The organism is Stenotrophomonas sp. FR012, from assembly GCF_047520565.2.
Lineage (GTDB): Bacteria > Pseudomonadota > Gammaproteobacteria > Xanthomonadales > Xanthomonadaceae > Stenotrophomonas > Stenotrophomonas sepilia.
In genome coordinates, this window is sequence record NZ_JAXBQL020000003.1 from 420,931 (window position 1) to 444,627 (window position 23,697).

Genomic DNA, 23,697 nt, shown 5'->3' on the forward strand with positions numbered 1-23,697 from the left:
CCTGATCTGATGAAACTGCTCGCCTTTGAAACCGCCACCGAAGCCTGCTCCGTTGCCCTGCATGTCGATGGGCAGGTGCTGGAACGCTTCGAGATCGCCCCGCGCCGGCATGCCGACCTGAGCCTGCCATGGGCCGAGGCGCTGCTCGCCGAAGCCGGCATCGGCCGTCGCCAGCTCGACGGCATCGCGCTCAGTCGCGGCCCGGGGGCGTTCACCGGTGTGCGCCTGGCGATCGCCATCGCCCAGGGCATCGCGTTGGCGTTGGACCGCCCGCTACTGCCGGTTTCGACGCTGCAGGTGCTGGCGCTGCGGGCACCGGTGGAAGAAACGCAGATCCTGTCGGCAATCGATGCCCGGATGGGTGAACTCTACGTCGCGCGCTTCGAACGCGTCGACGGCCTGCCGGTCGCGCGCGATGCCGAGCGCGTCTGCGCGCCCTCCGTGGTGACGTTGCCGGAAGGAATGTCGGCCTACGGTGTCGGTACCGGTTTCGGCGCGGGCGACGGCGCGCTGGTGGCACAGTTGGGCAGTGGCCTGCGCGGTTTTGATGCCGCGGCATTGCCGCGGGCGTCGGACGTGCTGGCACTGGCGGTGCCGGCGTTCGCGCGTGGCGAGGCGATCGCACCGGAGAAGGTCGAGCCGGCGTACCTGCGCGACAACGTGGCATTGACCCTGGTCGAGCAGCAGGCCGCGCGCGAGGCGAAGGCGAAGGCCAACGGCTGAGCCCCTCGTGGCGGGGTTGGTTGATCGCATAAACCAAAAGCCGCGCTTGGCCGGGCGGGGTGGGTTCGCGGGGGACGCCGTGAACCCCCAGTCCGGCCCAGCCGCTGGCGGCTGGGCGTTCGGGCGCTTGCGAAGCAATGCTTCGCAAGCGAAGCGCCCTCACCCATGGGGGCTTGGCCGCGGCATCCATGGTGCGGATACCCCCGCGAACCCACCCCGCCCGACCTCTGACAGTTTCCGTGTGCGTCCGCCACGGAAAATCAAAAGAAAATCAAAGTCAAAAGCGGATCGCTTCGCTCGCATCCACGCGTGGCGTGGATGTGTGTCGACCAAGGTCGACACCTACCCAAGCAATGGTGCGCCGTGATCTGTCAGAGGCGGGGCGGTGTCGGGCGGCGGGGTATCCGCGGCATGGATGCCGCGGCTAAGCCTACACGGACGTACTTGCGGCGTCCCCGCCGCCCGACACCGCCTCGCCACGCTTCAGTACACCAACCGCCGCTGTTGCTGTTGCTGTTGCTGTTGCCGTTGCTCTAGCCTTTCAGCGGGTCCCGGGCCGCAGGCCCGGGCAACAAACCCCTACCGGTCGTCGTGCAGGGTGCCACCCGGCAGGAACACCCAGGTACGGGTGACCTGCAGGATGTCGATCTCGTCCTCGGTCTTCGGCAGCGGCGGGAACGGCTGCGCCAGCTGCACCACCCGCAGCGCCGCCTCATCCAGCAACGGCGTCCCGCTTGAACGCAGGATCCGGCTGCTTTCCACGCTGCCATCGCGGCGCACGCCGACGCTGATCACCACCTGGCCGCCGAGCCGGCGCTGCCGGGCCTCGTCCGGGTAGTTCAGGTTGCCGACGCGCTCGGCGCGGTCGACCCAGGCGCGCAGGTAATTGGCGTAGGCATATTCGCGCGTGCTGGCCGACACGAACTTGCGGTTCGGGCGCTTGGCGTACTGCGCCGAGCGCAGATGCACCTCGGCCGCCAGCCGCGCCATCTCGGCATCACGCTGCTCGCGCGCGCTCAGCGGCGCATCCGGCTCAGGCTGTTCCGGCGTTGGACGGGACTGCGCCTGCGCCACGGTGTCCTCCCCATTGCGGCTGCTGACCACCCGTGCCTGCGGCGGCGGAACCGGCGCGGCCGATTGCTGTTGCTGGGGAACCGGGCTGAGTCCGGATTGCGCCTGCGGCACGATGCCGGCCTGGTTGTCGCGCGGACGCTGTGCGCGGTCGTGCTCGCCACCGCCTTCCTGGTTGGCGGCGGCCAGGAAATCAGCCTGCTTTGGCGTCAGTGCGGTGCGCGTCTGGCTGAAGATCACTTCCAGCGTCGGCACCAGCGGAGCATCGCCTTTCACGGCGAAGCCCACGCCCAGGATCAGCAGGGCGTGGACCAGCACCGACAGTGCGATGGTGGCCCCCAGCCGTTGCGCTTCGCGTGGCGGCGGGGGCAGAACGGCAGGTGCGGACGGCATCAGCGCAGGCCGGCCTCGAGCGCGTCGAACAGGGTGCTGGCAATGTTCAGGCCGTACTGCGCGTCGAGCTCGCGCACGCAGGTCGGGCTGGTCACGTTGACCTCGGTCAGGTAATCGCCGATCACGTCCAGGCCGACGAAGCGCATGCCACGACGCTTCATCTCCGGGCCGACCTGGCCGGCGATCCAGCGGTCACGCTCGCTCAACGGGCGCCCTTCGCCACGGCCCCCGGCCGCCAGGTTGCCGCGGAACTCGTCACCCTGGGGAATGCGCGCCAGGCAGTAATCGACCGGTTCGCCGTCGACCAGCAGGATGCGCTTGTCGCCGGCGCTGATGTCGGGAATGAACTTCTGGGCCAGCGCCAGCTTGCGGCCGCCGTCGGTCAGTGTCTCCAGGATCACGTTCAGGTTCGGATCGCCCTGGCCGCTGCGGAAAATCGAGCGGCCGCCCATGCCGTCCAGCGGCTTCAGCACGGCCTGGCCGTGTTCGAGGGCGAAGGCCTTCAGCGCCTTGGCATCGCGGCTGACCAGGGTCGGCGGGCAGCACTGCGGGAACAGCAGGGCAGCCAGCTTCTCGTTGTAGTCGCGCAGGCCCTGCGGGTTGTTGACCACGCAGGCACCGGCAGCGGCGGCCACGTCCAGCACCTGGGTGTCGTAGATGTACTCGGCGTCGACCGGCGGGTCCTTGCGCATCAGCACGATCTGGCCGGGTCCGAACTCGGTACGGCTGAACTCACCCAGCTCATACCAGCCGGCCGGGTCGTCGCGCACCTGCAGCGGCGCGGTCTGGGCCACCGCCACGCCACCTTCCAGGGCCAGTCCGCCCGGCCGCACGTAGTGCAGGGCATGGCCGCGGCGCTGGGCTTCCAGCAGCATGGCGAAGGTGGTGTCCTTGGCGATCTTGATGTGGGCGATGGGGTCCATCACCACGATGACGTTCAACGGCATGGTCGCACCTGTCAGGCAAGGCGTTGATGGTAGCGGCAACGCCGGTCGCGCGCCTCCCTGCCATACTGCAACGCAGCGTCCGCCCGGCGGTCGCGCACTCATTGCGAAACCCGTCACGTTCAGGAGGGGGCCATGCCCCGCGCCGTGGGGCGGCCTTGAAGCGGGCGCGGAAAGTGCGATATAGATACGCTTTCGCAGCGGCCCCCGCCAGAGATCGGGCCGTGCGCTTGGGGATAGGCAATGACTGAAAACACGACTGCGGGCGGGGAACTCGCAGGACTCCGGGTGATGGTCATCGATGATTCGAAGACCATCCGCAGGACTGCGGAAACGCTGCTCAAGCGCGAAGGCTGCGAGGTGGTCACCGCCACCGACGGCTTCGAAGCGCTTGCCAAGATCGCAGACCAGCAACCGCAGATCATCTTCGTCGACATCATGATGCCGCGCCTGGACGGGTACCAGACCTGCGCGCTGATCAAGGGCAACCAGCTGTTCAAAGCGACCCCGGTCATCATGCTGTCGTCCAAGGATGGCCTGTTCGACAAGGCGCGGGGACGCATCGTCGGCTCGGAGCAGTACCTGACGAAGCCTTTTACGCGTGAAGAACTGCTGGGTGCCATCCGCACATACGTCAACGCCTGACCAGGGGGGAAAGGCACAATGGCTCGTATCGTTCTGATCGAGGATTCACCGACCGACCGCGCGGTGTTCACCCAGTGGCTGCGCCGTGCCGGCCACGAAGTGCTGGAAGCGGACAACGCCGAGGATGGCCTGCAGCTGGTCCGCGACCAGGTGCCGCAGCTGGTGCTGATGGACGTGGTCCTGCCCGGCATGAGCGGCTTCCAGGCGACCCGTGCGATGGCCCGTGATGCGGCGATCAAGCACATCCCGGTGATCATCGTCAGCACCAAGGCGATGGAAACCGACAAGGCCTGGGGCCTGCGCCAGGGCGCCACCGATTACATCGTCAAGCCGCCGCGCGAGGATGAACTGATCGCGCGGATCAACGAACTGGTGGCCTGATGCGCTCGCCCTTCGACATCCTTGAAGCCTATGAACGGCGCAGCCTGGCCCATGCGGTGCAGCTGCCCGGGAAGCAGTTTGCCCAGGACCTGTGGCGTGGCGTGGGTTTCCGCGTCGGCCAGCGCCGGCTGGTGTCCGATTTCCGCGAAGTGGTGGAAATCGTACCGATGCCGCCGGTGACCCCGGTGCCCTGTGCGCAGCCCTGGCTGCTGGGCGTGGGCAACCTGCGCGGCAACCTGTTCCCGGTGGTCGACCTGAAGTACTTCCTGGAAGGCACGCGCACCGTGCAGCAGGAAGGCCAGCGCGTGCTGATCATGCGCCAGGCCGGCGGCGACGTCGCACTGACCATCGATGAACTGTTCGGCCAGCGCAGCTTCGAGCTGGACCAGCAGATCGAAGCGGGCACGTTGGCCGAAGGCCGCTACGGGCATTTCGTCGATCGTGCTTTCCATGCCGACGGCCACGACTGGGGCGTGTTCTCGCTCTCGCTGCTGTCGCGCACCCCTGAATTCCGGCAAGCCGCGGCCTGAGGCCGGGCATCGCCCCCTGCATTGAAGATCGAGGTTGAACGATGAGTACTGCTTCGGACGCCACCAAGACCGGCAAGCTGCGGCTGGGCGGCAGCAACCTCTGGCTGTTCCTGCTGCTGGCATCGATGATCCTGTTCGGCGTCAACACCGGCGTCGCCACCTGGCAGGGCAGCCGCCTTGCCGACGCCGGCTCCAAGGCCGCCGACCTGCAGGTGCTGTCGCAGCAGCTGGCCAACCAGGGACGTGACGCGGTCGGCGGCAACGCCCAGGCCTTCACCGCCTTCAAGGCCACCCGCAACGCGATCGAGCAGAACGTGTCGACTCTGCAGGGACGCTACGGCAAGGAGCCGGGCGTCGCCGGTGCCATCGCCACCCTCGGCGAGACCTGGGCGCCGCTGGGCAAGCAGGCCGGGCAGCTGGTGGCCAGCGAACCGGCCGTGCTGGCGCTGGCCGGCAACGCGAACAACTTCACCGGCGCAGTGCCGGGCCTGCAGGCCCAGCTGAACGAGCTGGTGCGTGCGATGTCCGCTTCCGGCGCGCCGTCGTCGCAGGTGTACAGCGCGCTGCAGCAGGTCGTGGTGGCCGGTTCGATGGCCCGCCGCGTGACCGAAATGCGTGCCGGTGGCAGCGCCGCGGCGACCTCCGGCGATGCGCTGGCACGTGACATCACCGTGTTCTCGCAGGTGCTCGACGGCCTGCGCAACGGCAACGAGGAACTGGGCATCACCGCCGTGCGCGGTGCCGCCGCCGTGGCCGCGCTGGAACAGTCGCAGCAGAAGTGGGAAGCGATGAAGCAGGACGCCGACGCGATCCTGGCCAGCTCGCGCCAGCTGTTTGCGGCGCAGTCCGCTGCCACCGCGCTGGGCCAGGGTTCGGCCCACATGCTGGATGACAGCCGCAAGTTGTTCGATGCGTTCTCCTCGTTCGGCTCGGTATCCGACACCCGCCTGTTCCCGAACTTCTGGATCGGCGTGGTGTCCGGTGCGCTGTCGCTGATCGCGATCATCGGCTTCGTCTCCACCAACGTGCGCAGCCGCTCGCGCGAGCAGGAACTGCGCTACCAGACCCAGGTCGAATTCAACAGCCGCAACCAGCAGGCGATCATGCGGCTGCTGGACGAAATCTCCTCGCTTGGCGAGGGCGACCTGACGGTGAAGGCCTCGGTGACCGAGGACATGACCGGCGCGATCGCCGACGCGATCAACTACGCGGTGGACGAGCTGCGCCACCTGGTGACCACCATCAACGACACCTCGGCCAAGGTCGCGATGTCCACCCAGGAAACCCAGGCCACCGCCATGCAGCTGGCAGAGGCCGCGGGGCACCAGGCCAACCAGATCACCTCGGCTTCGGACCGCATCGGGGAGATCGCGGCGAGCATCGAGCAGGTGTCGCGCAACTCGGCCGAGTCGGCCGACGTGGCACAGCGTTCGGTGGTGATCGCCGCCGAGGGTGCCGGCGTGGTGCGCGAGACCATCCAGGGCATGGACCAGATCCGTGACCAGATCCAGGAAACCTCCAAGCGCATCAAGCGCCTGGGCGAGTCGTCGCAGGAAATCGGCTCGATCGTGGAACTGATCAACGACATTTCCGAGCAGACCAACATCCTGGCGTTGAACGCGGCGGTGCAGGCCGCGTCGGCCGGTGAAGCGGGCCGCGGTTTCGCGGTCGTGGCCGACGAAGTGCAGCGCCTGGCAGAACGCACCTCGGGTGCGACCCGACGCATCGAAAACCTGGTCCAGGCCATTCAGGCCGACACCAATGAAGCGGTCACCTCGATGGAGCAGACCACGGCCGAAGTGGTGTCTGGTGCGCGCCTGGCCGAGGACGCCGGTACCGCGCTGACCGAGATCGAACGCGTGTCAAACGCGCTGAACACCCTCATCAAGAACATCTCCATCGCCGCCCAGCAGCAGTCGGCTGCCGCCTCGGACATCACCCGCACCATGGGCGTGATCCGGCAGATCACCGGGCAGACCTCGCAGGGTGCCGGACAGACCGCCGAGTCGATCGGCCACCTCGCGCAGCTGGCGGCGGACCTGCGCCGTTCGGTCGCCGACTTCAAGCTGCCGGCGTGACACGGGCAGGGCGGCGAGCAAGGAACCAGTCGATGAAGCATTTCCATTCCCCACGCCAGAACTCGCGCGGCCACCGCGCGGCGGCGAACGGAGCGCGTCCATGAGCAGTCTGCGCGATGCGATGAGCCACGCAGCGCTGGGCTGGGTCAAGCCCGAGCTGGACGAGACCCTGCGCCAGGTGCGCAACGAGGTCGAGTACTACGCCGAAGACCCGACCGATGCCAGCCGCATGCGCATCTGCGCCGGCTACCTGCACCAGGTGCAGGGCACCCTGCGCATGGTCGAGCTGTATGCCCCGGCGATGGTGGCCGAAGAGCTGGAGCAGCTGGCCAACGCCATCGGCGCCGGCCGCGTGGCCGACCGTGATGAAGCCTGCGCAACCCTGATGCGTGGCAGCGTGCTGCTGCCCGACTATCTGGAACGCCTGCAGAACGGCCATCGCGACATTCCGATCGTGCTGATGCCGCTGCTCAACGAGATCCGTGCGTCGCGCGGCGAAGAAGGCGTCACTGACAGTGTGCTGCTGGCCTTTGCGCCGGACAGCGTCACCGCCACCGAGGCCGAGCTGGACCATGCCCGTGGCAGCCTGAGCGGGCGTAATCGCGAGCTGCTCGACACGGTCGGCAGCGCGGTGAAGGAAGAACTGCTGCGCATCAAGGATGCGCTTGACCTGCACCTGCGCACCGGTGGTGCGCCGGAACAGCTGCAGACCCAGGCCAACGAGCTCGGCGCCGTGGCCGATACGCTGGGCATGATGGGCCTGGGCGTGGCCCGCGGCGTGGTCGTGCAGCAGCGCGATGCGCTGCGCGGCGTGGTCGAAGGTCGCCAGCAGATCGACGAGAACCTGCTGCTGGATATTGCCGGTGCACTGCTGTACGTCGATGCCTCGCTGGACGACCAGGTTGCCCATCTGGGCGCCGGCGGCAGTGGCGAGGACGACCCGAGCGCGGTCGAGAACCGGCGAACGGTGGAGGTGCTGGCGCATGAAGCCATCGCCAACTTCGCCGCTGCCCGCGAGCATTTCGTCGCCTTCATCGAAACCAGCTGGAACCATGCCGAGCTGCAGGATGTGCCACGCCTGCTGGGCGATGTGTCCGGCGCGCTGCGCATGCTCGACCTGGGTACCGCCGCCGATTACCTGCGCGGCGTGCAGCAGTACATCGAGGCCGAACTGATCGGCCGCCAGCGCGTGCCCAGCGGCCGCCAACTGGACACCCTGGCCGATGCCATGGCCAGCCTGGAGTACTACTTGGAAGCCCTGCGCGACCGCCGCCCGGGCCGAGAGGACATCCTCGAAATCACCCGCAGCAGCCTCGAGGCACTGCGCTACTGGCCGCTGCCGGAGCACAATGCCGTTGCGCCGGACGCGCCGGCACTGCTGCCGGTCGAACGTGAGCCGGTTGCGTTGCAGGCCGAGCCCCTGCAGCCGGAGCGCATCGAGGTTCCGGTGCAGCCTGCGGCGCCCGCTGCCGGCGACGTGCCGGTGCCACTGCCGGACTTCACCTTCGATCCGCCGCCGGCCTCGCCGGCGCCGATGGTGTCCGACAACCGCCTGATGTTCGGCGCGCTGGGCACCGTGGCAGCCGTGGCCGCCAGCACGGCTGATACCGGTGCTTCGCCGTTGCCGACGCACGACGATGCGGACGCATCGCTGGTCTTCGCGGCGTCCAGCGCACCTGCGCCGGATGTCCCGCAGTGGGAGCTGGCGCCGTTCCATCCGGAGGCCGACGCCATCGTGCCTGCCGATGACGAGCGCAGCCCGACCTTCGCCAGTTTCGATCCGGTCAGCTTCGAGCTGGCCGAGGGTGATCACTCCGGTGCGCCGCAGTGGTCGCTGTCCGGGGCGCCGCAGATGCTTGAGGAAAGCGCAGCGCCTGTGATCGATGAGAGGACGGACGCGGTGGATTCCTCCGCGACCGCTTTCGATGCTGCACCGGTGTTCGACCCGGTGGCGGCCGAACAGGATGCGGCTGCCGTGGCCGACGACGTGGTGTTCCGCTTCGATGCCGACGCGCTGGACAACGCTGACGACGTGCTGTCGCTGCATGCGATGGAAACGCTGTCGCTGGACGATGACGCCGCGTTGCATCCGTCGCTGGAGATCGTCGATGCCGTCGTTCCGCCGCTGGCCGGGGTGGATGAGGCCCCGGATGACCTGCCGGTACCGTCGATCACGTCGCCGTTGATCGATGCGGCGGCTCCTGCGGCGGATACGTCCGCTCCGGCCGTGTCGGTGATCGATATCGACACCATCGCGCCGATCGATTTCAGCGAGGCCGACGCCCAGTTCTTCGCCGAGTTGAGTGCGGCCGCTGCCGGCTTCAATCCACAGGCGATGGCCGCTGCGGCAGCGCCGGAGGCGGTGGATTCGGCCGTTGCCGGGACCGACGCCGACACCAATGCGGGCTTCGACGTCGGTTTCGACGACGATGCCGAGAACATCGACGAGGACATCCGCGAGGTGTTCCTGGAAGAGTTCGACGATGAGCTGGCCAATCTCGGCACGCTGCTGCCGGCATGGCGCATGCAGCCGGACAACATGGACCGGCTGCGCCCGATCCGCCGCATCTTCCATACCCTCAAGGGCAGTGGCCGCCTGGTCGGCGCACGCACCCTGGGTGAGTTCGCGTGGAAGATCGAAGGCATGCTCAACCGCGTGCTGGATGGTAGCCGCGCCCCATCTCCCGCCGTGCTGGCGATGGTCGACAACGCGCATGCGGCGCTGCCGCAGCTGAACGCGGCGCTGCGCCATGGCCACCGCATCAGCGTCGACCTGCAGGCCATGCAGGCCATCGCCGATCGTGTCGGTGCAGGCGAGGAGACCTACTACGTACCCCTGCCTGGGGCCACTGCATCGGTTGCACCGGTGGCCGAAGTCGAGGGCGAAGACGAGATCATCCGCATTCTCGACGCCGAGGTTGCCGCTTCGGCGCTGGCCGATACCGCCGAGAAGGCCGAAGCCACCGGCACGCCGGCCAACATCGACAGCGTGCTGCGCGAGATTCTCGAGGCCGAGGTGGAAGTCCATCAGGCCACCCTGCAGGACTGGCTGCGTTCGGCGCAGCAGGCACCGCAGCCGGTCAGCGACGCACTCCTGCGCGCAGTGCACACCATGAACGGCGCCTTCGCGATGACCGAAGTGCCCGAGATCACGGCTGTAACCGGCGGTGCCGAGTCCTACATCAAGCGTGCACTGGCCGCCGAAGTGGTGCCGGGTGATGAGGGCGTGGCCGCGCTGGATGCGACCGCGCAGGCGATCACCGCCACCATGGAAGCGCTGCAGGCCGAACAGCCGCGTATCGCACCGCAACAGGTACTGGCACAGCGCCTGCAGGCGCTGGCCAGCGAGTTGCCGGAAGCGCGCTGGCCGATGGTGGGCCTGGAGGACGACGAAGCTGAGCTGGCGCTGGATGACGAACCGACGGCGGAATGGGATGCGGACGCCCCGGCAGCCGTCGCGCCTGAAACCGATGCGGTCCCGCTTTCGTCCGTCGCGGCGGAGCAGGAACCACAGGCAGTTGCCGATGTCGCCGAAACCCCGGTCGAGGATGCCGCGATCGAGGGCGAGGGCGGGCTGGAGGTCGGTGAGCTGACCGCCAGCGACGATCTTTCGCGCTACTTCGATGCCGGATGGCCGTCGGTACCTGGTGAGGGAGCGGCGTCGCTACCGGTGGTCGAATCGATCCAGGTGGCCGATGACGTTCCGGGCGTTGAGGTAGACGGTGTCCAGGCGGAGGCCGAAAGCGCGCCGCTGTTGGCCGACGATGCCGGTTTGACCGTCGTGGACGATCTGTCGCCGTACCTGGATGCCAGTGCGCTGCCGGTCGACGACCGCGATGCCGAAGAGATTCCGGATGCTGTCGAAGCCGTCGCATCTGACCTGAATGCGTCCTCGTTCGATCACGTGCACGTCGCGGACGCTGAGGCATTCGAGACGCCTGCTGCACTGCCACTCGACAGCGAGCTGTCGAGCCTGCAGGATGAAATGGCTGCGCCGGGGTTTGCAGAACCGGTCTCGCTGGACGCCGCGCTCGAGGCCGGCCTGCACGTGATCGACGAAGAGCAGCCCCTGGCCGACGACGGGCAAAGGTCCGTGCTCGGCCTGCAGGCCAGCGAACTCGCGCCGGGCGAGGCGGAAGCCTTTGCCGAGGATGCGGACGTCGGCGGGGAGGCGGCGATCGGTGAAGGAGAGAGCGCCGATCAGCCGTCCCCGGCGACGGTGAATGAGGAGATCGCGGAGGCCGCGACGCCGGCCACCGCCGAACCGGTGCGGTTCTTCGAACTGGAAGACGCGCCGGGCCAGGTGGAAGTCCACGCCGAAGCTGCCGATGCCGATGCCGATGCCGTATCGGATGCCCCGGCCGTTGGCGCGCCTGACGCCGACGTGGTTGAAACCGTGGCACCCGACGTCCTTGACATCCCGGTGCCGGAAGACAGCGCCGATACGCTCGACTTCAGCGTCTACGATCGCGAGCTGGTCGACATCTTCGTCGAGGAAGGCAAGGACCTGCTCGACCACTGTGATGGCCTGATCAGCGAGCTGCGCGATGCGCCGCAGGACCGCGAGGTGCTGGCCGGCCTGCAGCGTGACCTGCATACCCTGAAGGGTGGCGCACGCATGGCCGGCATCAACGCCATCGGCGATCTTGGCCACAGCATCGAATCGTTGCTGGAAGCCGTCGCCGCTGGTCGCACCGAGATCGAACGCCGCGATGTGCAGTTGCTGGAGCGCGGATTTGATCGGCTGCACCAGCTGCTCACCCGCACCGGCGACCACCGCGTGGTGGAACCGGCGCAGGACCTGGTCGACGCGTTCGAAGTGCGTACCACCACCGATATCGCTGCGGCGGCTGCTGCAGCCGCAGCCAACGTGGCGAGCGTCGCAGAAGCCACTTCGGCACCGGTTGCCAGTCCGGCATCGGCACCGGCACTGCTTGATGCGCCACTGTCGGCACCGCTGCCGGCCGAAGGCGTGGTCGATGAAGATCCGCTGGCACGCCCGCAGCAGGAACAGGTGCGCGTGCGCGCGGATCTGCTCGACCGCCTGGTCAACCATGCCGGTGAAGTGGCGATCTACCGCTCGCGCCTCGAGCAGCAGCTCGGCGCGTTCCGTGGTGCGATGGGCGAGCTGGAGCGCACCAATGCGCGACTGCGCGACCAGCTGCGCCGGCTCGACCTGGAAACCGAAGCGCAGATCGTCGCCCGCTACCAGCGTGAGCAGGACCAGGCAGACCAGAAGTTCGATCCGCTGGAGCTGGACCGCTTCTCCACGCTGCAGCAGCTCAGCCGTGCGCTGAACGAATCGGCGGCCGACCTTGGCGGCCTGCAAGGGGTACTGGACGATCTGTCGCGCCAGTACGATTCGCTGCTGCAACAACAGTCGCGCGTCAGCTCCGAGCTGCAGGACGGCCTGATGCGCGCGCGCATGGTGCCGTTCGATGGCCTGGTGCCGCGCCTGCGCCGCGTGGTCCGCCAGTCCGGCATGGATACCGGCAAGCAGGTCCACCTGACCCTGGAAGGTACCCACGGGGAACTGGACCGCAATGTTCTCGATCGCATGGTCGCGCCGCTGGAACACATGCTGCGCAACTCCGTGGCGCATGGCCTGGAAGCGCCGGACCAGCGCCGCGCCGCCGGCAAGCCGGAGGAGGGCGAGATCGCCATCCGCCTGCACCGCGAAGGCTCGGAAATCGTGCTGGAAGTGGCCGACGACGGCGCCGGCCTGGACCGCGAGGCGATCCGCCGCCGCGCCATCGACCGTGGCCTGCTGGCTGCCGATGCCCAGCCGAACGAGCAGGAACTGGACAACCTGATCTTCGCCTCTGGTTTCACCACCGCTGACCAGGTCAGCCAGCTGGCCGGCCGTGGCGTGGGCATGGACGTGGTGCGCAACGAAGTGCGCCAGCTGGGCGGTTCGGTCGATATCCAGTCGGTGCGCGGCCAGGGCGTGCGCTTCACCCTGCGCCTGCCGCAGACGCTGGCCGTCACCCAGGCGGTGTTCGTGCAGATCGGCGAGACCACCTTCGCCGTGCCGGTGGCCTCGGTCAGCGGTATCGGCCGCCTGTCGCGCGAACGTTTCGAGGCCGCCGACAGCAGCTACCGCTACAGCGGCGAAGACTATCCGTTGTATGACCTCGGCAGCCTGGTCGGGCAGGCCCCGGCGCGTGCCGATGGCCAGGACCAGGTGCCGCTGTTGCTGGTCCGCGCCGGCGACCTGCGTGCAGCCGTGGCGATCGATCAGGTGCTGGGCAACCGCGAAATCGTGGTCAAGCCGGTGGGCCTGCAGATCGCATCGGTACCGGGCATCTACGGTGCCACCATCACCGGCGATGGCCGCGTGGTGGTGATCCTGGACGTCGCGCCGCTGGTGCGCCGCTTCCTGGCCAATCCGACGGCACCGGTGCTGGCCAATGCGCCGCGCGACGAACGCCAGGTGCCGCTGGTGATGGTGGTCGATGACTCGCTGACCATGCGCAAGGTGACCGGTCGCATCCTCGAACGCCACAACTTCGAAGTCAGTGTCGCCCGCGATGGCGTGGAAGCACTGGAGCGGTTGGAAGAGCGCGTGCCGGACCTGATGTTGCTGGACATCGAGATGCCGCGCATGGACGGCTACGAGCTGGCCACTGTGATGCGTGCCGATCCGCGCTACAGGGATGTGCCGATCGTGATGATCACCTCGCGCAGCGGCGACAAGCACCGCCAGCGTGCCTTCGAGATCGGTGTCCAGCGTTATCTGGGCAAGCCGTACCAGGAACTGGACCTGATGCGTAACGTGTACGACCTGCTGGGGATCGCCCGTGTCCGTGAGTGAAACCCATCCGGCCCCGGCCGTCGCCCTGCTGGCCCGCCCCGGTACGGCGCGTGAACGCCTGCGCGAGGCGCTGGCGCATGCCGATGTACAGCTGGTCCTGGAAGATGATCCGAACGGCCTGGAGCCGCAGGTCCTGCAGGCCGCGGCCCCGCAGTTCGTGGTGATCGCGCTGGAAGCTGCCATCGAGGACGCACTGGAACGGTTGGAATCCGTGCTCTCGGCACCGGGGCTGACCCTGGTGTTCGATGAGGCTGAGCTGGCCGCCCGCCGCGACGGCTGGGAGGCGCAACGCTGGGGGCGCCACCTGGCCGCCAAGCTGCACGGCCACCAGCAGGTGTTGCCGCCGGGCGCCGAAGAAGAGCCCAGCCTGCAGCTGGAGCCTGGCCATCCGGCGCCCGCGCCGGCGCCGCAGGAAGAAGCCCTGCGCCCGCACCTGGAACAGGCGCTGAGCTGGGCCGATGACGTTCCGGCCGACGGCCTGTATTCGCCACCGGCAGACCTGCACGAACCGATCGCGCTGGAGCAGGCCCTGGCGGCGCTGCAGCCGGTCGTGCCCAAGCCTCTGGATCCGCCTTCGGCGCCGCAGGCACTGGCCGAACCGGCGACGCCTGCGACACCGCCGGTCTCCTTCGATCACACCGCCTGGTCGCTGGTGGAAGAATCGATCGAAGCACCCGTATCGGCAGAAGCCGTGGCGCCGGTCGTCGCGCCGCAGCCCTCGTTCGATACCGATCATTTGAGCCTGGTCGATCTGGATGCCGTCGCCCCGGCCGGTGCGCGTGCCGCATCGCTGCTGGTGCTGGCCGGCATCGGTGGCCCGGATGCGTTGCGTCGCCTGCTCGGCGCACTGCCCGCGTCGTTGAGCGTGCCGGTCCTGGTGCACATGCGTCTGGATGGTGGCCGCTACGGCAATCTGGTCAAGCAGATGTCCCGTGTTTCGCCGTTGCCGGTGCAGCTGGCCGAGGCCGGCCAGCACGCGGTGCCGGGCGAAGTGCACGTGCTGGCCGATGATATCGGCGTGCGCGCGGCCAGCGATGGCCTGCATTTCCAGAGCGATGCCAACGGTATTTCGCTCGCTTCGCTGCCGGCCGAACACACCGCGCTGGTGCTGCTCAGCGGTGCCGACCTGGCCCACGTAGGCCCGGCGCTGGACCTGGCGGCCGCCGGTGCGTGGGTGGCCGGGCAGGTGGGCGAGGGCTGCTATGACCCGGCGGCGGCCACCGCCGTGGTGGCTGCCGGCATGGTGGCCGGTGAACCGCAGGAACTGGCGCAGGCGATTGCCGCGCGCTGGGGTGAGCAGGACGACAACGGAGACGCACCATGAGCTACGCCAGCAATGACGAAATCCGCGGCGTCCTGATCCAGGCCGGCAACGAGCGCGTGCTGCTGCCCAATGCCACCGTGGCCGAAATGATGTCGCGCGTGCCGGTGCAGCCGGTCTCCGATGCGCCGCGCTGGCTGGTCGGCGAGATCGGCTGGCACGGCTGGCAGGTGCCGCTGGTGTCGTTCGCACGCCTTTCGGGGCTCGGCGAAGAGACGGTGGCCGGCCACAACAAGGTGGTGGTGCTGAAGTCCCTCAGCGGCAACGCGCAGCGCCCGTACTACGCGCTGCTGACGCAGAACTTTCCGCAGCTGATCTCGGTGCCGCGCGACGGCTTGCTAGCCGACGCCTCCGAAGAAACCCTGCCGCAGACCGTGCACATGCGCGTGCTGCTGGGTGAGCAGAGTGCACTGCTGCCGAACCTGGACGCGTTGGAAGCGGCGCTGGATTCGCTCGCCGCCTGATCCACCAGACCGGTAGTGCCGGCCGCTGGCCGGCAACCCCATGATCCGGTGGATGCCGGCCAGCGACCGGCTCTACCACGAACCTGTCCTATCCCAGGTCGCCCAACCGCGCCTGCAACGCCGCGATCGCGGCCAGTCCGGCCGTTTCCGTGCGCAGGATCCGCGGGCCCAGCTGCAGTCCCTGGAACCCGGCCGCTGCCAGCTGGTCGCGGTCGCGCGGGGACCAGCCTCCTTCCGGGCCGATCGCAAGCACGAGGCCCCCTGCCGGAGCGGCCGTCAGCGTCGACAGGCGATGTGCGCCCCGCGGGTCCAGGGTCAGCCGCAGCGTATCGGCCGGCAGTACCGCCGCAGCCTGCGCCAGCGACAGCGGCGAACCCACCTGCGGGATGCGCGCACGCCCGGACTGGCCGCAGGCCGACGTCACCACGTTGTTCCAGTGCGCCACGCGCTTCTCGGCCCGTGCTGGATCGAGCTTCACCTCGGTGCGCTCGGCGTTGACCGGAATGATCGCCGCCACGCCCAGTTCGGTGGCCTTCTGCAGGATCAGGTCCATCTTCTCGCCACGGGCGATGCCCTGCAGCAGGGTGATCGCCAGCGGTGATTCATTGTCGATGGCCTGCACAGCATCGATGCGGACCTGTACCTCGCGCTTGCCGGCCACGGTCAGTGTCGCGCTGTAGTCGTTGCCATCGCCGTTGAACAGCACGCACGTATCGCCCTCGCGCAGGCGCATCACCCGCACCAGGTGGTTGGCCGTCTCTTCCGGCAGGGTCACGGTCTGGCCGCTGTGCAGCGCCAGGTCGATGGGGCAGCGGGTCACGCGCATGCAATCGCCTCGTCGATGGCCGCCAGCGTGGTGTGTGCCAGCAGCTCCAGTTGTTCGTCATCCACGCAATAGGGTGGCATCCAGTACAGGACGTCGCCCAGCGGGCGCAGCACCACGCCGCGCTTGAGGGCGGCCTTGTAAGCGTTCAGGCCCAGCCGCAGGCCCGGGTCGAAAGGCGTGCGCCTGTTGCCGTCGCGCGACAGCTCGAACGCCACCACCATGCCGGCCTGGCGCACGTCGGCCACGTGCGGATGGTCGGAAAATGGCGCCGCCAGCGTGCCCATCACCGACGCGATGCCCCGGTTGCGGGCGATCACATCGTCGTCGCGGAAGATGTCCAGCGTCGCCAGTGCTGCCGCGCAGGCCAGCGGATTGCCGGTGTAGCTGTGCGAATGCAGGAAGGCGCGCTCGCGCGAGTCGTCGAGGAAGGCGTCGTACAGCGCCTGCGTGGACAGCACGGCGGCCAGCGGCAGGAAGCCGCCGGTCAGGCCCTTGGAAAGGCACATCAGGTCCGGCATCACCCCTGCCTGCTCGCAGGCGAACAGGGTGCCGGTGCGGCCGAATCCGGTGGCGATCTCGTCGGCGATCATGAACGCGCCATGGGCATCGCACAGTTCGCGCACGCGCTGCAGATAGACCGGGTCATGCATGCGCATGCCGCCGGCACACTGCAGGCGCGGTTCCAGGATCACCGCGCAGATCTCGCCCGGATGCTGGTCGAACAGCGTGGCCAAGCCGTCGGCAGCCTGCCGTGCGCGATCTGCCGCGCTCTGGCCCGGTTCGGCCAGGTAGGCATCGGGCGATGGCGCGAACAGGCCTTCGGCCAGCAGCGGTGCATAGACGCGGCGATACAGCGGAATATCGCCCAGCGCCAGCGCACCCAGGGTCTCGCCGTGGTAGCCGTTTTCCAGCGCGATGAAGCGCGTGCGCCGTGGCTCGCCGCGGTTCTGGAAATACTGGAAGGCCATCTTCAGCGCCACTTCCACGCCGGCCGAGCCGTTGTCGGCGTAGAACACTTTGGCCAACGGCGCGCGGCCGGGCTGGCGTGGCGCCAGCGCCAGCAGGCGCTCGGCCAGGGTGATCGCCGGCTCGTGGCCGAAGCCCGCCAGCATCACCTGTTCCAGCTGCCCGGCCTGCGCCGCGATGGCGCCGCCGATGCGCGGCTCGGCATGGCCGAACAGGTTGGTCCACCAGCTGCTGACGGCGTCCAGGTAGCGGTGGCCGTCGTGGTCGATCAGCCATGCGCCTTCACCGCGGGCGATCGGCACCAGTGGCAGGGTGTCCGGATGCTCACGCATCTGCGTGCACGGGTGCCACAGCACCTGCAGGTCGCGTTGCCGCCAGTGCTGGGCCAGCGGGGAGGGGGTTGGGTCTGCTAGCATTTCGGGCTCATGAACATGTTGCTGCCTGCACATTCTATCGGCCCCGGCGCTGGCGCCGGCCGCCGCGGAGATTCCGCATGAACGATGACCGTGCCGGCCGTCGCTTGCCGATCATCCATCGGATCACCGATGAGGAGAACGGCCCCTTCCAGCGCCAGCATCTGGACCTGGAATTCTCCAACGGTGAACGTCGCCGGTTCGAGCGCCTGGTCAGCCGTGGCCACGGCGCGGTGGTGGTGGTGCCGATGCTCGACGATGAGACCGTGCTGCTGGTGCGTGAATACGCCGCCGGCATGCACCGCTACGAACTGGGCCTGGTCAAGGGCCGGATCGACGCCGGCGAAACCCCCGAGCAGGCCGCCGACCGCGAGCTGAAGGAAGAAGCCGGTTACGGTGCGCGCCGGGTCGACGTGCTGCGCGCAATGACCCTTGCCCCGACCTACATGAGCCACCAGTCGTGGCTGGTGGTGGCGCGCGACCTGTACCCGGAAAAGCTGGCCGGCGACGAGCCGGAAGAACTGGAAGTGGTGCCGTGGAAGCTGGCCGAACTGGACCAGCTGATGTTGCGCGAGGACTTCTCCGAGGGACGCTCGCTGGCGGCGCTGTTCATTGCCCGCCAGTGGCTGCAGGGAACGCGATGATCAAACTGACCACGGACCTGCGCGAGACCGCCATCGCCATCGCCCAGCAGGCCGGCCAAGCCATCATGCAGGTGTATGCCGATGGATTCGAGGTCCAGATCAAGGACGACAACAGCCCGGTCACCGCGGCCGACCTGGCGGCCAACCAGGTCATTGAGCTGGGCCTGCGGCAGCTGACACCGGACCTGCCGATCCTGTCCGAGGAATCGGCGCAGGTGGGCTGGGAGCAGCGCCGCCATTGGGGCGCTTACTGGCTGGTGGATCCGCTCGACGGTACCCGCGAGTTCGTCAAGCGCAACGGCGAATTCAGCGTCAACATCGCCTTGATCTACCAGGGCGCGCCGGCCTTTGGTGTGGTGCTGGCGCCGGTCACCGGCATCGTCTGGCATGCCATGCGCGGCGAGCTGGCCTATCGGCGGCAGGGCCTGCATGACACCGTGCTGCGCACCCGCACGCCGGCCACGGCTCCGCTGCGCGTTGCCGCCAGCCGCTCGCACCGCTCGCCGGAAACCGAGGCGCTGCTGGCGCGCATGGGCCGCATCGAGACCATCGCACAGGGCTCGTCACTGAAATTCTGCCGGATCGCCGAAGGCGGCCTGGATGTCTATCCGCGGCTGGGCCCGACCTCCGAATGGGATACCGCCGCCGGCCAGTGCGTGCTGCATGCCGCCGGCGGCGCGGTGCTGTCGGCGGCGACCGGCAAGCCGTTCCGCTACAACCGCCGCGAGACACTGTTGAACGGCGATTTCATTGCCCTTGGTGATACCAGCCTGCCATGGCGCGACTGGTTGTCCGACTGATCCTGGAGGCCCCATGAGCGCGCACGACACCCCCACCACCGGCAGCGCCGCAAGCAGCGAACTGGAGCGCCTGCTGGCGATCATGGCGCGGCTGCGTGACCCGCAGGGCGGCTGCCCGTGGGATCTGGAGCAGAACTTCGCGACCATCGCCCCCTACACCATCGAGGAAGCCTACGAAGTCGCCGATGCGATCGACCGGGGTGACCTGGACGATCTCTGCGACGAGCTCGGCGACCTGCTGCTGCAGGTGGTGTTCCACGCACGCATGGCCGAGGAGCAGGGCGCGTTTGCCTTCGCCGAGGTCGCCCGTGCGATCAGCGACAAGATGCAGCGCCGCCACCCGCACGTGTTCGCCGATGTCAGCGTGGACGATGCCGACGGGGTGACGCGCAACTGGGAGGCGATCAAGCGCGCCGAGCGTGCCGCCAAGGGCGAGCAGGACACCTCCGCACTGGCCGGTGTCTCGCGCGGCCTGCCGGAATGGCAGCGGGCGGTGAAGCTGCAGTCGCGCGCGGCCAAGGTCGGTTTCGACTGGCCGGGTCCGCTGCCGGTGCTGGACAAGGCCGCCGAGGAGCTGCAGGAGCTGCGCGAGGAGTTCGAACGTGGCGATGTCGCGGGCAACAAGGCGCGCCTGCAGGAAGAACTGGGCGACCTGCTGTTCGTCTGCGCGAACCTGGCGCGTCATGCCGATATCGATCTGGGCGCTGCACTGCGTGGTGCCAACCACAAGTTCGAGCGTCGCTTCCGCGCGATGGAAGCGCAGGCCGACGCACAGGGTGACGCGTTGGCCGAACTGGACCTGGATGCGCAGGAAGCACTGTGGCAGCAGGCCAAGGCAGCAGAGAAGGCGTGAAAACGCTCGGCCTGTTCCTGCTGACCGCGCTGGCCGAGATCGTCGGCTGCTACCTGCCATGGTTGTGGCTGCGCAAGGGAGGCAGCGTCTGGCTGCTGCTGCCGGCGGCGGCCAGCCTGGCCGTGTTCGCCTGGCTGCTGACCCTGCACCCGACGGCCAGTGGACGGGTCTATGCCGCCTACGGTGGCGTCTACATCGGCACCGCGCTGTTCTGGCTGTGGCTGGTCGATGGCATTCGTCCCAGCCGCTGGGACCTGCTGGGCGCAGCGCTGTGCCTGGCCGGCATGGCGGTGATCATGTTCGGGCCGCGCACTTCATCAGTGTAGAGCCGAGCCATGCTCGGCTGCTCTTCCTTCCGGCCGCGCTGGCACGCGCAAGCCGAGTATGGCTCGGCTCTACAAGGGCAGCGCTGCCTTCCGGAAGGCGCATGATGTGGGCGACCCTGGTCCCCGGAGCCTGCTCATGTCCCGCTTCGCCAGCTTCCGCGAGTTCTATCCGTTCTATCTCAGCGAGCACCGCCACCCGGTATCGCGGCGGCTGCACTTCATCGGCAGTTGCGGGGTCCTGCTGCTGGTCGCCACTGCCTCGCTGCGCGGCCAGCCGCTGTTCCTGCTTGGCGCCCTGTTCTGCGGCTACGGGTTCGCCTGGGTCGGCCATTTTTTCTTCGAGAAGAACAGACCGGCGACGTTCCGCCATCCGCTGTACTCGTTCATGGGTGACTGGGTGATGTTCCTCGACATCCTGCGTGGGCGGGTGCGCCTGTAGCGGGCGGCTGCGGCGTCTTGCGGGCATTGCCTCGCCGGCAGAGGAAAGGGCGGGGCGGGTTGCACTTCCGCTTGCATGAACCGCTGCGCTGCGGCACGCCTGCGGGCGACCGATCTGGGATAATGGGGTTTCCTGTTTCCTCTGCTGCCGGACCCGGTCATGACCCAGAAGACGCTGCTCAACGATACCCACCGCGCCCTTGGCGCCAAGATGGTCGATTTCGGGGGTTGGGACATGCCCATCCACTACGGCTCGCAGCTGGACGAGCACCATCTGGTGCGCCGTGAGTCCGGCGTGTTCGACGTCAGCCACATGACGGTGGTCGACCTGCGCGGTGACCAGGTCAAGCCGTTCCTGCGCCGCCTGCTGGCCAACTCGGTCGACAAGCTGAAGGTGACCGGCAAGGCACTGTACTCGTGCATGCTGAATCCGCGCGGCGGCGTCATCGACGACCTGATCGTCTACTACCTGGGCGACGACTTCTTCCGCATGGTGGTCAATGCCTCTACCCGCGAGAAGGACCTGGCCTGGCTGCGCGAGCAGGCTGCGCCGTTCGACGTCGCCGTCGAGCAGCGCCCGGACCTGGCCATCCTCGCCGTGCAGGGCCCGCAGGCGCGCGACATCGTGATCGGCCTGGCCCGCGAAGCCGACCGCGCAGCGTTGACCAAGCTGGGCCGCTTCGCCGCCCTGCAGGTGCAGTCCGATGACGGCGTCGAGCTGTTCGTCGCGCGCACCGGCTACACCGGTGAAGATGGTTTCGAGATCCTGCTTCCGCAGGACGCCGTGGTCGCCTTCTGGAACCGCCTGCTGGCGGCGGGCGTGAAGCCGGCCGGCCTTGGCGCGCGCGACACCCTGCGCCTGGAAGCGGGCATGAACCTGTACGGCCAGGACATGGACGAAGAGATCAGCCCGTACGAAGCGGCGCTGGCCTGGACCGTGTCGCTGGACGAAGGCCGCGACTTCATCGGCCGCGACGTGCTGGAGGCGCAGAAGAGCGCCGGCACCGCGCGCCAGATGATCGGTCTGGTGATGGACGAGAAGGGCGTGCTGCGCCACGGCCAGACGGTCACCACGGCCAGCGGCCAGGGCGAGATCCTGTCCGGCACTTTCTCGCCGACGCTGGCCAAGGGCATCGCCTTCGCCCGCGTGCCGGCCGGTGAACTCGGCGAGGTCACCGTCGACATCCGCGGCCGTCAGGTGCCGGTGCGGGTGGTCAAGTTCCCGTTCGTTCGGGAAGGCCAGGCGCAGCCCGGCGTGCTCACCGACGCCTGATCCGTACGTGCCGGTCGTCACTGACAGCAGTGGCGGCCGGTTGGTTACACTAGCCCCGTTTTTTCCACCCCTGCATATCTCTGGAGCAGTCCCATGAGCGAGATCCCCGGCGACCTCAAGTTCCTCAAGTCCCATGAGTGGGCCCGTGTCGAAGGCAATGGCCGCGTCACCGTCGGTATTTCCGACCACGCCCAGGGCCTGCTGGGTGACCTGGTCTACGTCGAGCTGCCGGAAGTCGGCGCCGACGCCAAGGCTGGCGAGCAGATCGCCGTCGTCGAGTCGGTGAAGGCCGCCTCGGACGTCTACAGCCCGATCAGCGGCAAGGTCGTCGAGGTCAACTCGGCCCTGTCCGACAAGCCGGAAACCATCAACGAAGATGCCTACGGCGAAGGCTGGATGTTCGTGGTCGAACTGACCAACGCCGATGAGGTCAACGAGCTGCTGGACCCTGACGCGTACGCCGAGGCCCTGGAGAACGAAGACCACTGAGTCGTCGTTTCCGGATTCTGGAACGGCCACCTTCGGGTGGCCGTTTTTGTTTTGGCGACTGCACCGGACTCATGACGCGGGGTTCGCTGCGCACCCTCGGCGTGGCATCAGCCGACAGGCGAACGGTGCCGATGGGCGTGCGCAGTTTTGCGCAAATCCGCGTTTCAGCCCCGCGCCGACGCACTCGGATGTGAAAACTTTTCGCCCCCTGTTGCGGCGCTGTTGTGCTGGCGTTGGTGGCGGCGCCGGTGACCATCGACGTCGCACGCGCGATGCCGTTGCGAGTCTGTGTCTAGATGCGCGGAGTGCTTATTTCAAGTGCTTTTTGTTCAACGTATGCATCGATGCCGGTGCATGCAGCACGCTTGCGCGACGCTTCAACCGCCATGGCGGGCCGCGTAGAGCAGTGGCGCCGACGGCACTCGGAAAGGCGCGGATGTGAAAATTTTTCGCGGGGGTTGTTGACAGTAAAAAAAACCGTGATTAGGTTTCGCCTCAGCAGACCTTGCCTGCCCAACCGAGTGCGCAGAATCAATCGTCCGATGCGAAGCAGCCCCTTCAAGACCACCGCGACCCTGATGACGGTGGACACGGCCCCGCTTCCCCCGGAGAAATGCAAGGCACCTTCCGTTCCGATGTCCGCTCCGCCGATCGAGGCGGGCATCGCCGCATCCGTAACGGCGCGCTTGACGCGCCGGCGGTCCCCGCACGCAGCATCCGCGGGTTTGATCCAACTGGGCGTTTCAACTCCCTATCACTGACGAGGAGCCATCCCATGGCAACCAAGAAAGCTGCGAAGAAGAAGCCCGCCGCCAAGAAAGCGGTGAAGAAGGTCGCGAAGAAGGCCGCTGCCAAGAAGGCAGTGAAGAAGGTCGCGAAGAAGGCGACTGCCAAGAAGGCAGTGAAGAAGGCGGCGAAGAAGGTCGCCAAGAAGACCACTGCGAAGAAGGCAGTGAAGAAGGCGGCGAAGAAGGTCGCCAAGAAGTCCACTGCCAAGAAGGCCGTCAAGAAGACCGCGAAGAAGGCGGCCAAGAAGGCCACCAAGAAGACTGCCAAGAAGGCTACGGCCCGCAAGCCGGCCAAGAAGGTCGCAAAGAAGGCGACTGCCAAGAAGGCCGTCAAGAAGACCGCCAAGAAGGCAGTAAAGAAGACCGCGAAGAAGGCCACCAAGAAGGCTGCCCCGAAGAAGGCAGCGAAGAAGGTTGCCAAGCGCAAGCCGGCCGCCCGCAAGAAGAAGGCCGCTCCGGTCGCTCTGCCGGCAACCCCGGCGCCGCTGATCTAAGTACTTCCCGATAGCCGCATCCT

General features: G+C 67.8%; 21 protein-coding genes. 16 read left to right on the forward strand and 5 right to left on the reverse strand.

What is annotated here, in order from left to right:
• Window positions 1–9: 9 nt before the first annotated feature.
• Window positions 10–723 carry a tRNA (adenosine(37)-N6)-threonylcarbamoyltransferase complex dimerization subunit type 1 TsaB gene (gene tsaB / locus ACM0O9_RS08070; protein WP_053501251.1) on the forward strand — a complete coding sequence of 238 codons (714 nt, stop codon included), beginning with the start codon at window positions 10–12 and terminating at the stop codon, window positions 721–723.
• A 579-nt stretch (window positions 724–1,302) separates the two neighbouring features.
• Here tsaB and ACM0O9_RS08075 read toward each other — a convergent pair.
• Window positions 1,303–2,187 carry an energy transducer TonB family protein gene (locus tag ACM0O9_RS08075; RefSeq protein ID WP_065178182.1) on the reverse strand — a complete coding sequence of 295 codons (885 nt, stop codon included), beginning with the start codon at window positions 2,185–2,187 and terminating at the stop codon, window positions 1,303–1,305.
• Window positions 2,187–3,134: a glutathione synthase gene (gene gshB / locus ACM0O9_RS08080; protein ID WP_164093541.1), complete on the reverse strand. Its 948-nt coding sequence runs from the start codon at window positions 3,132–3,134 to the stop codon at window positions 2,187–2,189. The genes ACM0O9_RS08075 and gshB overlap by 1 nt, the downstream gene beginning before the upstream one ends.
• Window positions 3,135–3,374: 240 nt before the next feature.
• Here gshB and pilG point away from each other — a divergent pair, with 240 nt between their 5' ends.
• The 7 genes from pilG to ACM0O9_RS08115 all read left to right on the forward strand — a co-directional run bounded on the left by pilG (window position 3,375) and on the right by ACM0O9_RS08115 (window position 15,364).
• Window positions 3,375–3,776 (forward strand): twitching motility response regulator PilG, encoded by a 402-nt coding sequence (gene pilG / locus ACM0O9_RS08085; RefSeq protein WP_005418455.1) that lies wholly within the window; start codon window positions 3,375–3,377, stop codon window positions 3,774–3,776.
• Between the two features lie 18 nt (window positions 3,777–3,794).
• A complete protein-coding gene (locus ACM0O9_RS08090; protein WP_414604128.1) occupies window positions 3,795–4,157 on the forward strand; it encodes a response regulator in 363 nt (120 codons plus the stop codon).
• Complete coding sequence (locus tag ACM0O9_RS08095; RefSeq protein WP_005418454.1) at window positions 4,157–4,687, forward strand: chemotaxis protein CheW; 531 nt, start codon at window positions 4,157–4,159, stop codon at window positions 4,685–4,687. The genes ACM0O9_RS08090 and ACM0O9_RS08095 overlap by 1 nt, the downstream gene beginning before the upstream one ends.
• 41 nt (window positions 4,688–4,728) lie before the next feature.
• Complete coding sequence (locus tag ACM0O9_RS08100; protein ID WP_049415562.1) at window positions 4,729–6,765, forward strand: methyl-accepting chemotaxis protein; 2,037 nt, start codon at window positions 4,729–4,731, stop codon at window positions 6,763–6,765.
• A gap of 100 nt (window positions 6,766–6,865) precedes the next feature.
• On the forward strand, window positions 6,866–13,579 hold the full coding sequence (locus ACM0O9_RS08105) for an Hpt domain-containing protein (RefSeq protein ID WP_414604127.1): 6,714 nt from the start codon (window positions 6,866–6,868) through the stop codon (window positions 13,577–13,579).
• A complete protein-coding gene (locus tag ACM0O9_RS08110; RefSeq protein WP_111176554.1) occupies window positions 13,566–14,903 on the forward strand; it encodes a chemotaxis protein CheB in 1,338 nt (445 codons plus the stop codon). The genes ACM0O9_RS08105 and ACM0O9_RS08110 overlap by 14 nt, the downstream gene beginning before the upstream one ends.
• Window positions 14,900–15,364, forward strand: coding sequence for a chemotaxis protein CheW (locus tag ACM0O9_RS08115; protein WP_005418442.1), 465 nt, complete (start codon window positions 14,900–14,902; stop codon window positions 15,362–15,364). Before ACM0O9_RS08110 ends, ACM0O9_RS08115 begins: the two co-directional genes overlap by 4 nt.
• A gap of 88 nt (window positions 15,365–15,452) precedes the next feature.
• On the opposite strand, the gene ACM0O9_RS08120 is transcribed toward ACM0O9_RS08115, so the two are convergent.
• Together ACM0O9_RS08120 and bioA are read right to left on the reverse strand one after the other, a co-directional pair.
• Entirely contained in the window at window positions 15,453–16,190 is a 738-nt protein-coding gene (locus ACM0O9_RS08120) for a 16S rRNA (uracil(1498)-N(3))-methyltransferase (RefSeq protein ID WP_065178188.1), read from the reverse strand.
• Window positions 16,181–17,572: an adenosylmethionine--8-amino-7-oxononanoate transaminase gene (gene bioA, locus ACM0O9_RS08125; RefSeq protein WP_235649174.1), complete on the reverse strand. Its 1,392-nt coding sequence runs from the start codon at window positions 17,570–17,572 to the stop codon at window positions 16,181–16,183. Before bioA ends, ACM0O9_RS08120 begins: the two co-directional genes overlap by 10 nt.
• Window positions 17,573–17,649: 77 nt before the next feature.
• Here bioA and nudE point away from each other — a divergent pair, with 77 nt between their 5' ends.
• From nudE to gcvH, 7 genes are all read left to right on the forward strand, one after another.
• The gene (gene nudE / locus ACM0O9_RS08130) at window positions 17,650–18,213 is read left to right on the forward strand and encodes an ADP compounds hydrolase NudE (protein WP_005418435.1); all 564 of its coding nucleotides are present in this window, start codon (window positions 17,650–17,652) and stop codon (window positions 18,211–18,213) included.
• Window positions 18,210–19,013, forward strand: coding sequence for a 3'(2'),5'-bisphosphate nucleotidase CysQ (gene cysQ / locus ACM0O9_RS08135; RefSeq protein WP_053499520.1), 804 nt, complete (start codon window positions 18,210–18,212; stop codon window positions 19,011–19,013). Before nudE ends, cysQ begins: the two co-directional genes overlap by 4 nt.
• 13 nt (window positions 19,014–19,026) lie before the next feature.
• Window positions 19,027–19,866 (forward strand): nucleoside triphosphate pyrophosphohydrolase, encoded by an 840-nt coding sequence (gene mazG / locus ACM0O9_RS08140; protein WP_279946258.1) that lies wholly within the window; start codon window positions 19,027–19,029, stop codon window positions 19,864–19,866.
• Window positions 19,863–20,192 (forward strand): YnfA family protein, encoded by a 330-nt coding sequence (locus tag ACM0O9_RS08145; protein ID WP_053499515.1) that lies wholly within the window; start codon window positions 19,863–19,865, stop codon window positions 20,190–20,192. The genes mazG and ACM0O9_RS08145 overlap by 4 nt, the downstream gene beginning before the upstream one ends.
• A gap of 136 nt (window positions 20,193–20,328) precedes the next feature.
• Window positions 20,329–20,631 (forward strand): Mpo1-like protein, encoded by a 303-nt coding sequence (locus tag ACM0O9_RS08150; RefSeq protein WP_065178192.1) that lies wholly within the window; start codon window positions 20,329–20,331, stop codon window positions 20,629–20,631.
• 159 nt (window positions 20,632–20,790) lie between these two features.
• A complete protein-coding gene (gene gcvT / locus ACM0O9_RS08155; protein WP_164093543.1) occupies window positions 20,791–21,903 on the forward strand; it encodes a glycine cleavage system aminomethyltransferase GcvT in 1,113 nt (370 codons plus the stop codon).
• Window positions 21,904–21,996: 93 nt separating this feature from the next.
• Window positions 21,997–22,392, forward strand: a complete 396-nt coding sequence (gene gcvH / locus ACM0O9_RS08160) for a glycine cleavage system protein GcvH (protein WP_005418426.1) — start codon at window positions 21,997–21,999, stop codon at window positions 22,390–22,392.
• 292 nt (window positions 22,393–22,684) lie between these two features.
• On the opposite strand, the gene ACM0O9_RS08165 is transcribed toward gcvH, so the two are convergent.
• Window positions 22,685–23,056, reverse strand: a complete 372-nt coding sequence (locus tag ACM0O9_RS08165; RefSeq protein ID WP_139727521.1) for a hypothetical protein — start codon at window positions 23,054–23,056, stop codon at window positions 22,685–22,687.
• A 111-nt stretch (window positions 23,057–23,167) separates the two neighbouring features.
• Here ACM0O9_RS08165 and ACM0O9_RS08170 point away from each other — a divergent pair, with 111 nt between their 5' ends.
• Window positions 23,168–23,674, forward strand: a complete 507-nt coding sequence (locus tag ACM0O9_RS08170; RefSeq protein ID WP_032954412.1) for a hypothetical protein — start codon at window positions 23,168–23,170, stop codon at window positions 23,672–23,674.
• Window positions 23,675–23,697: the final 23 nt, after the last annotated feature.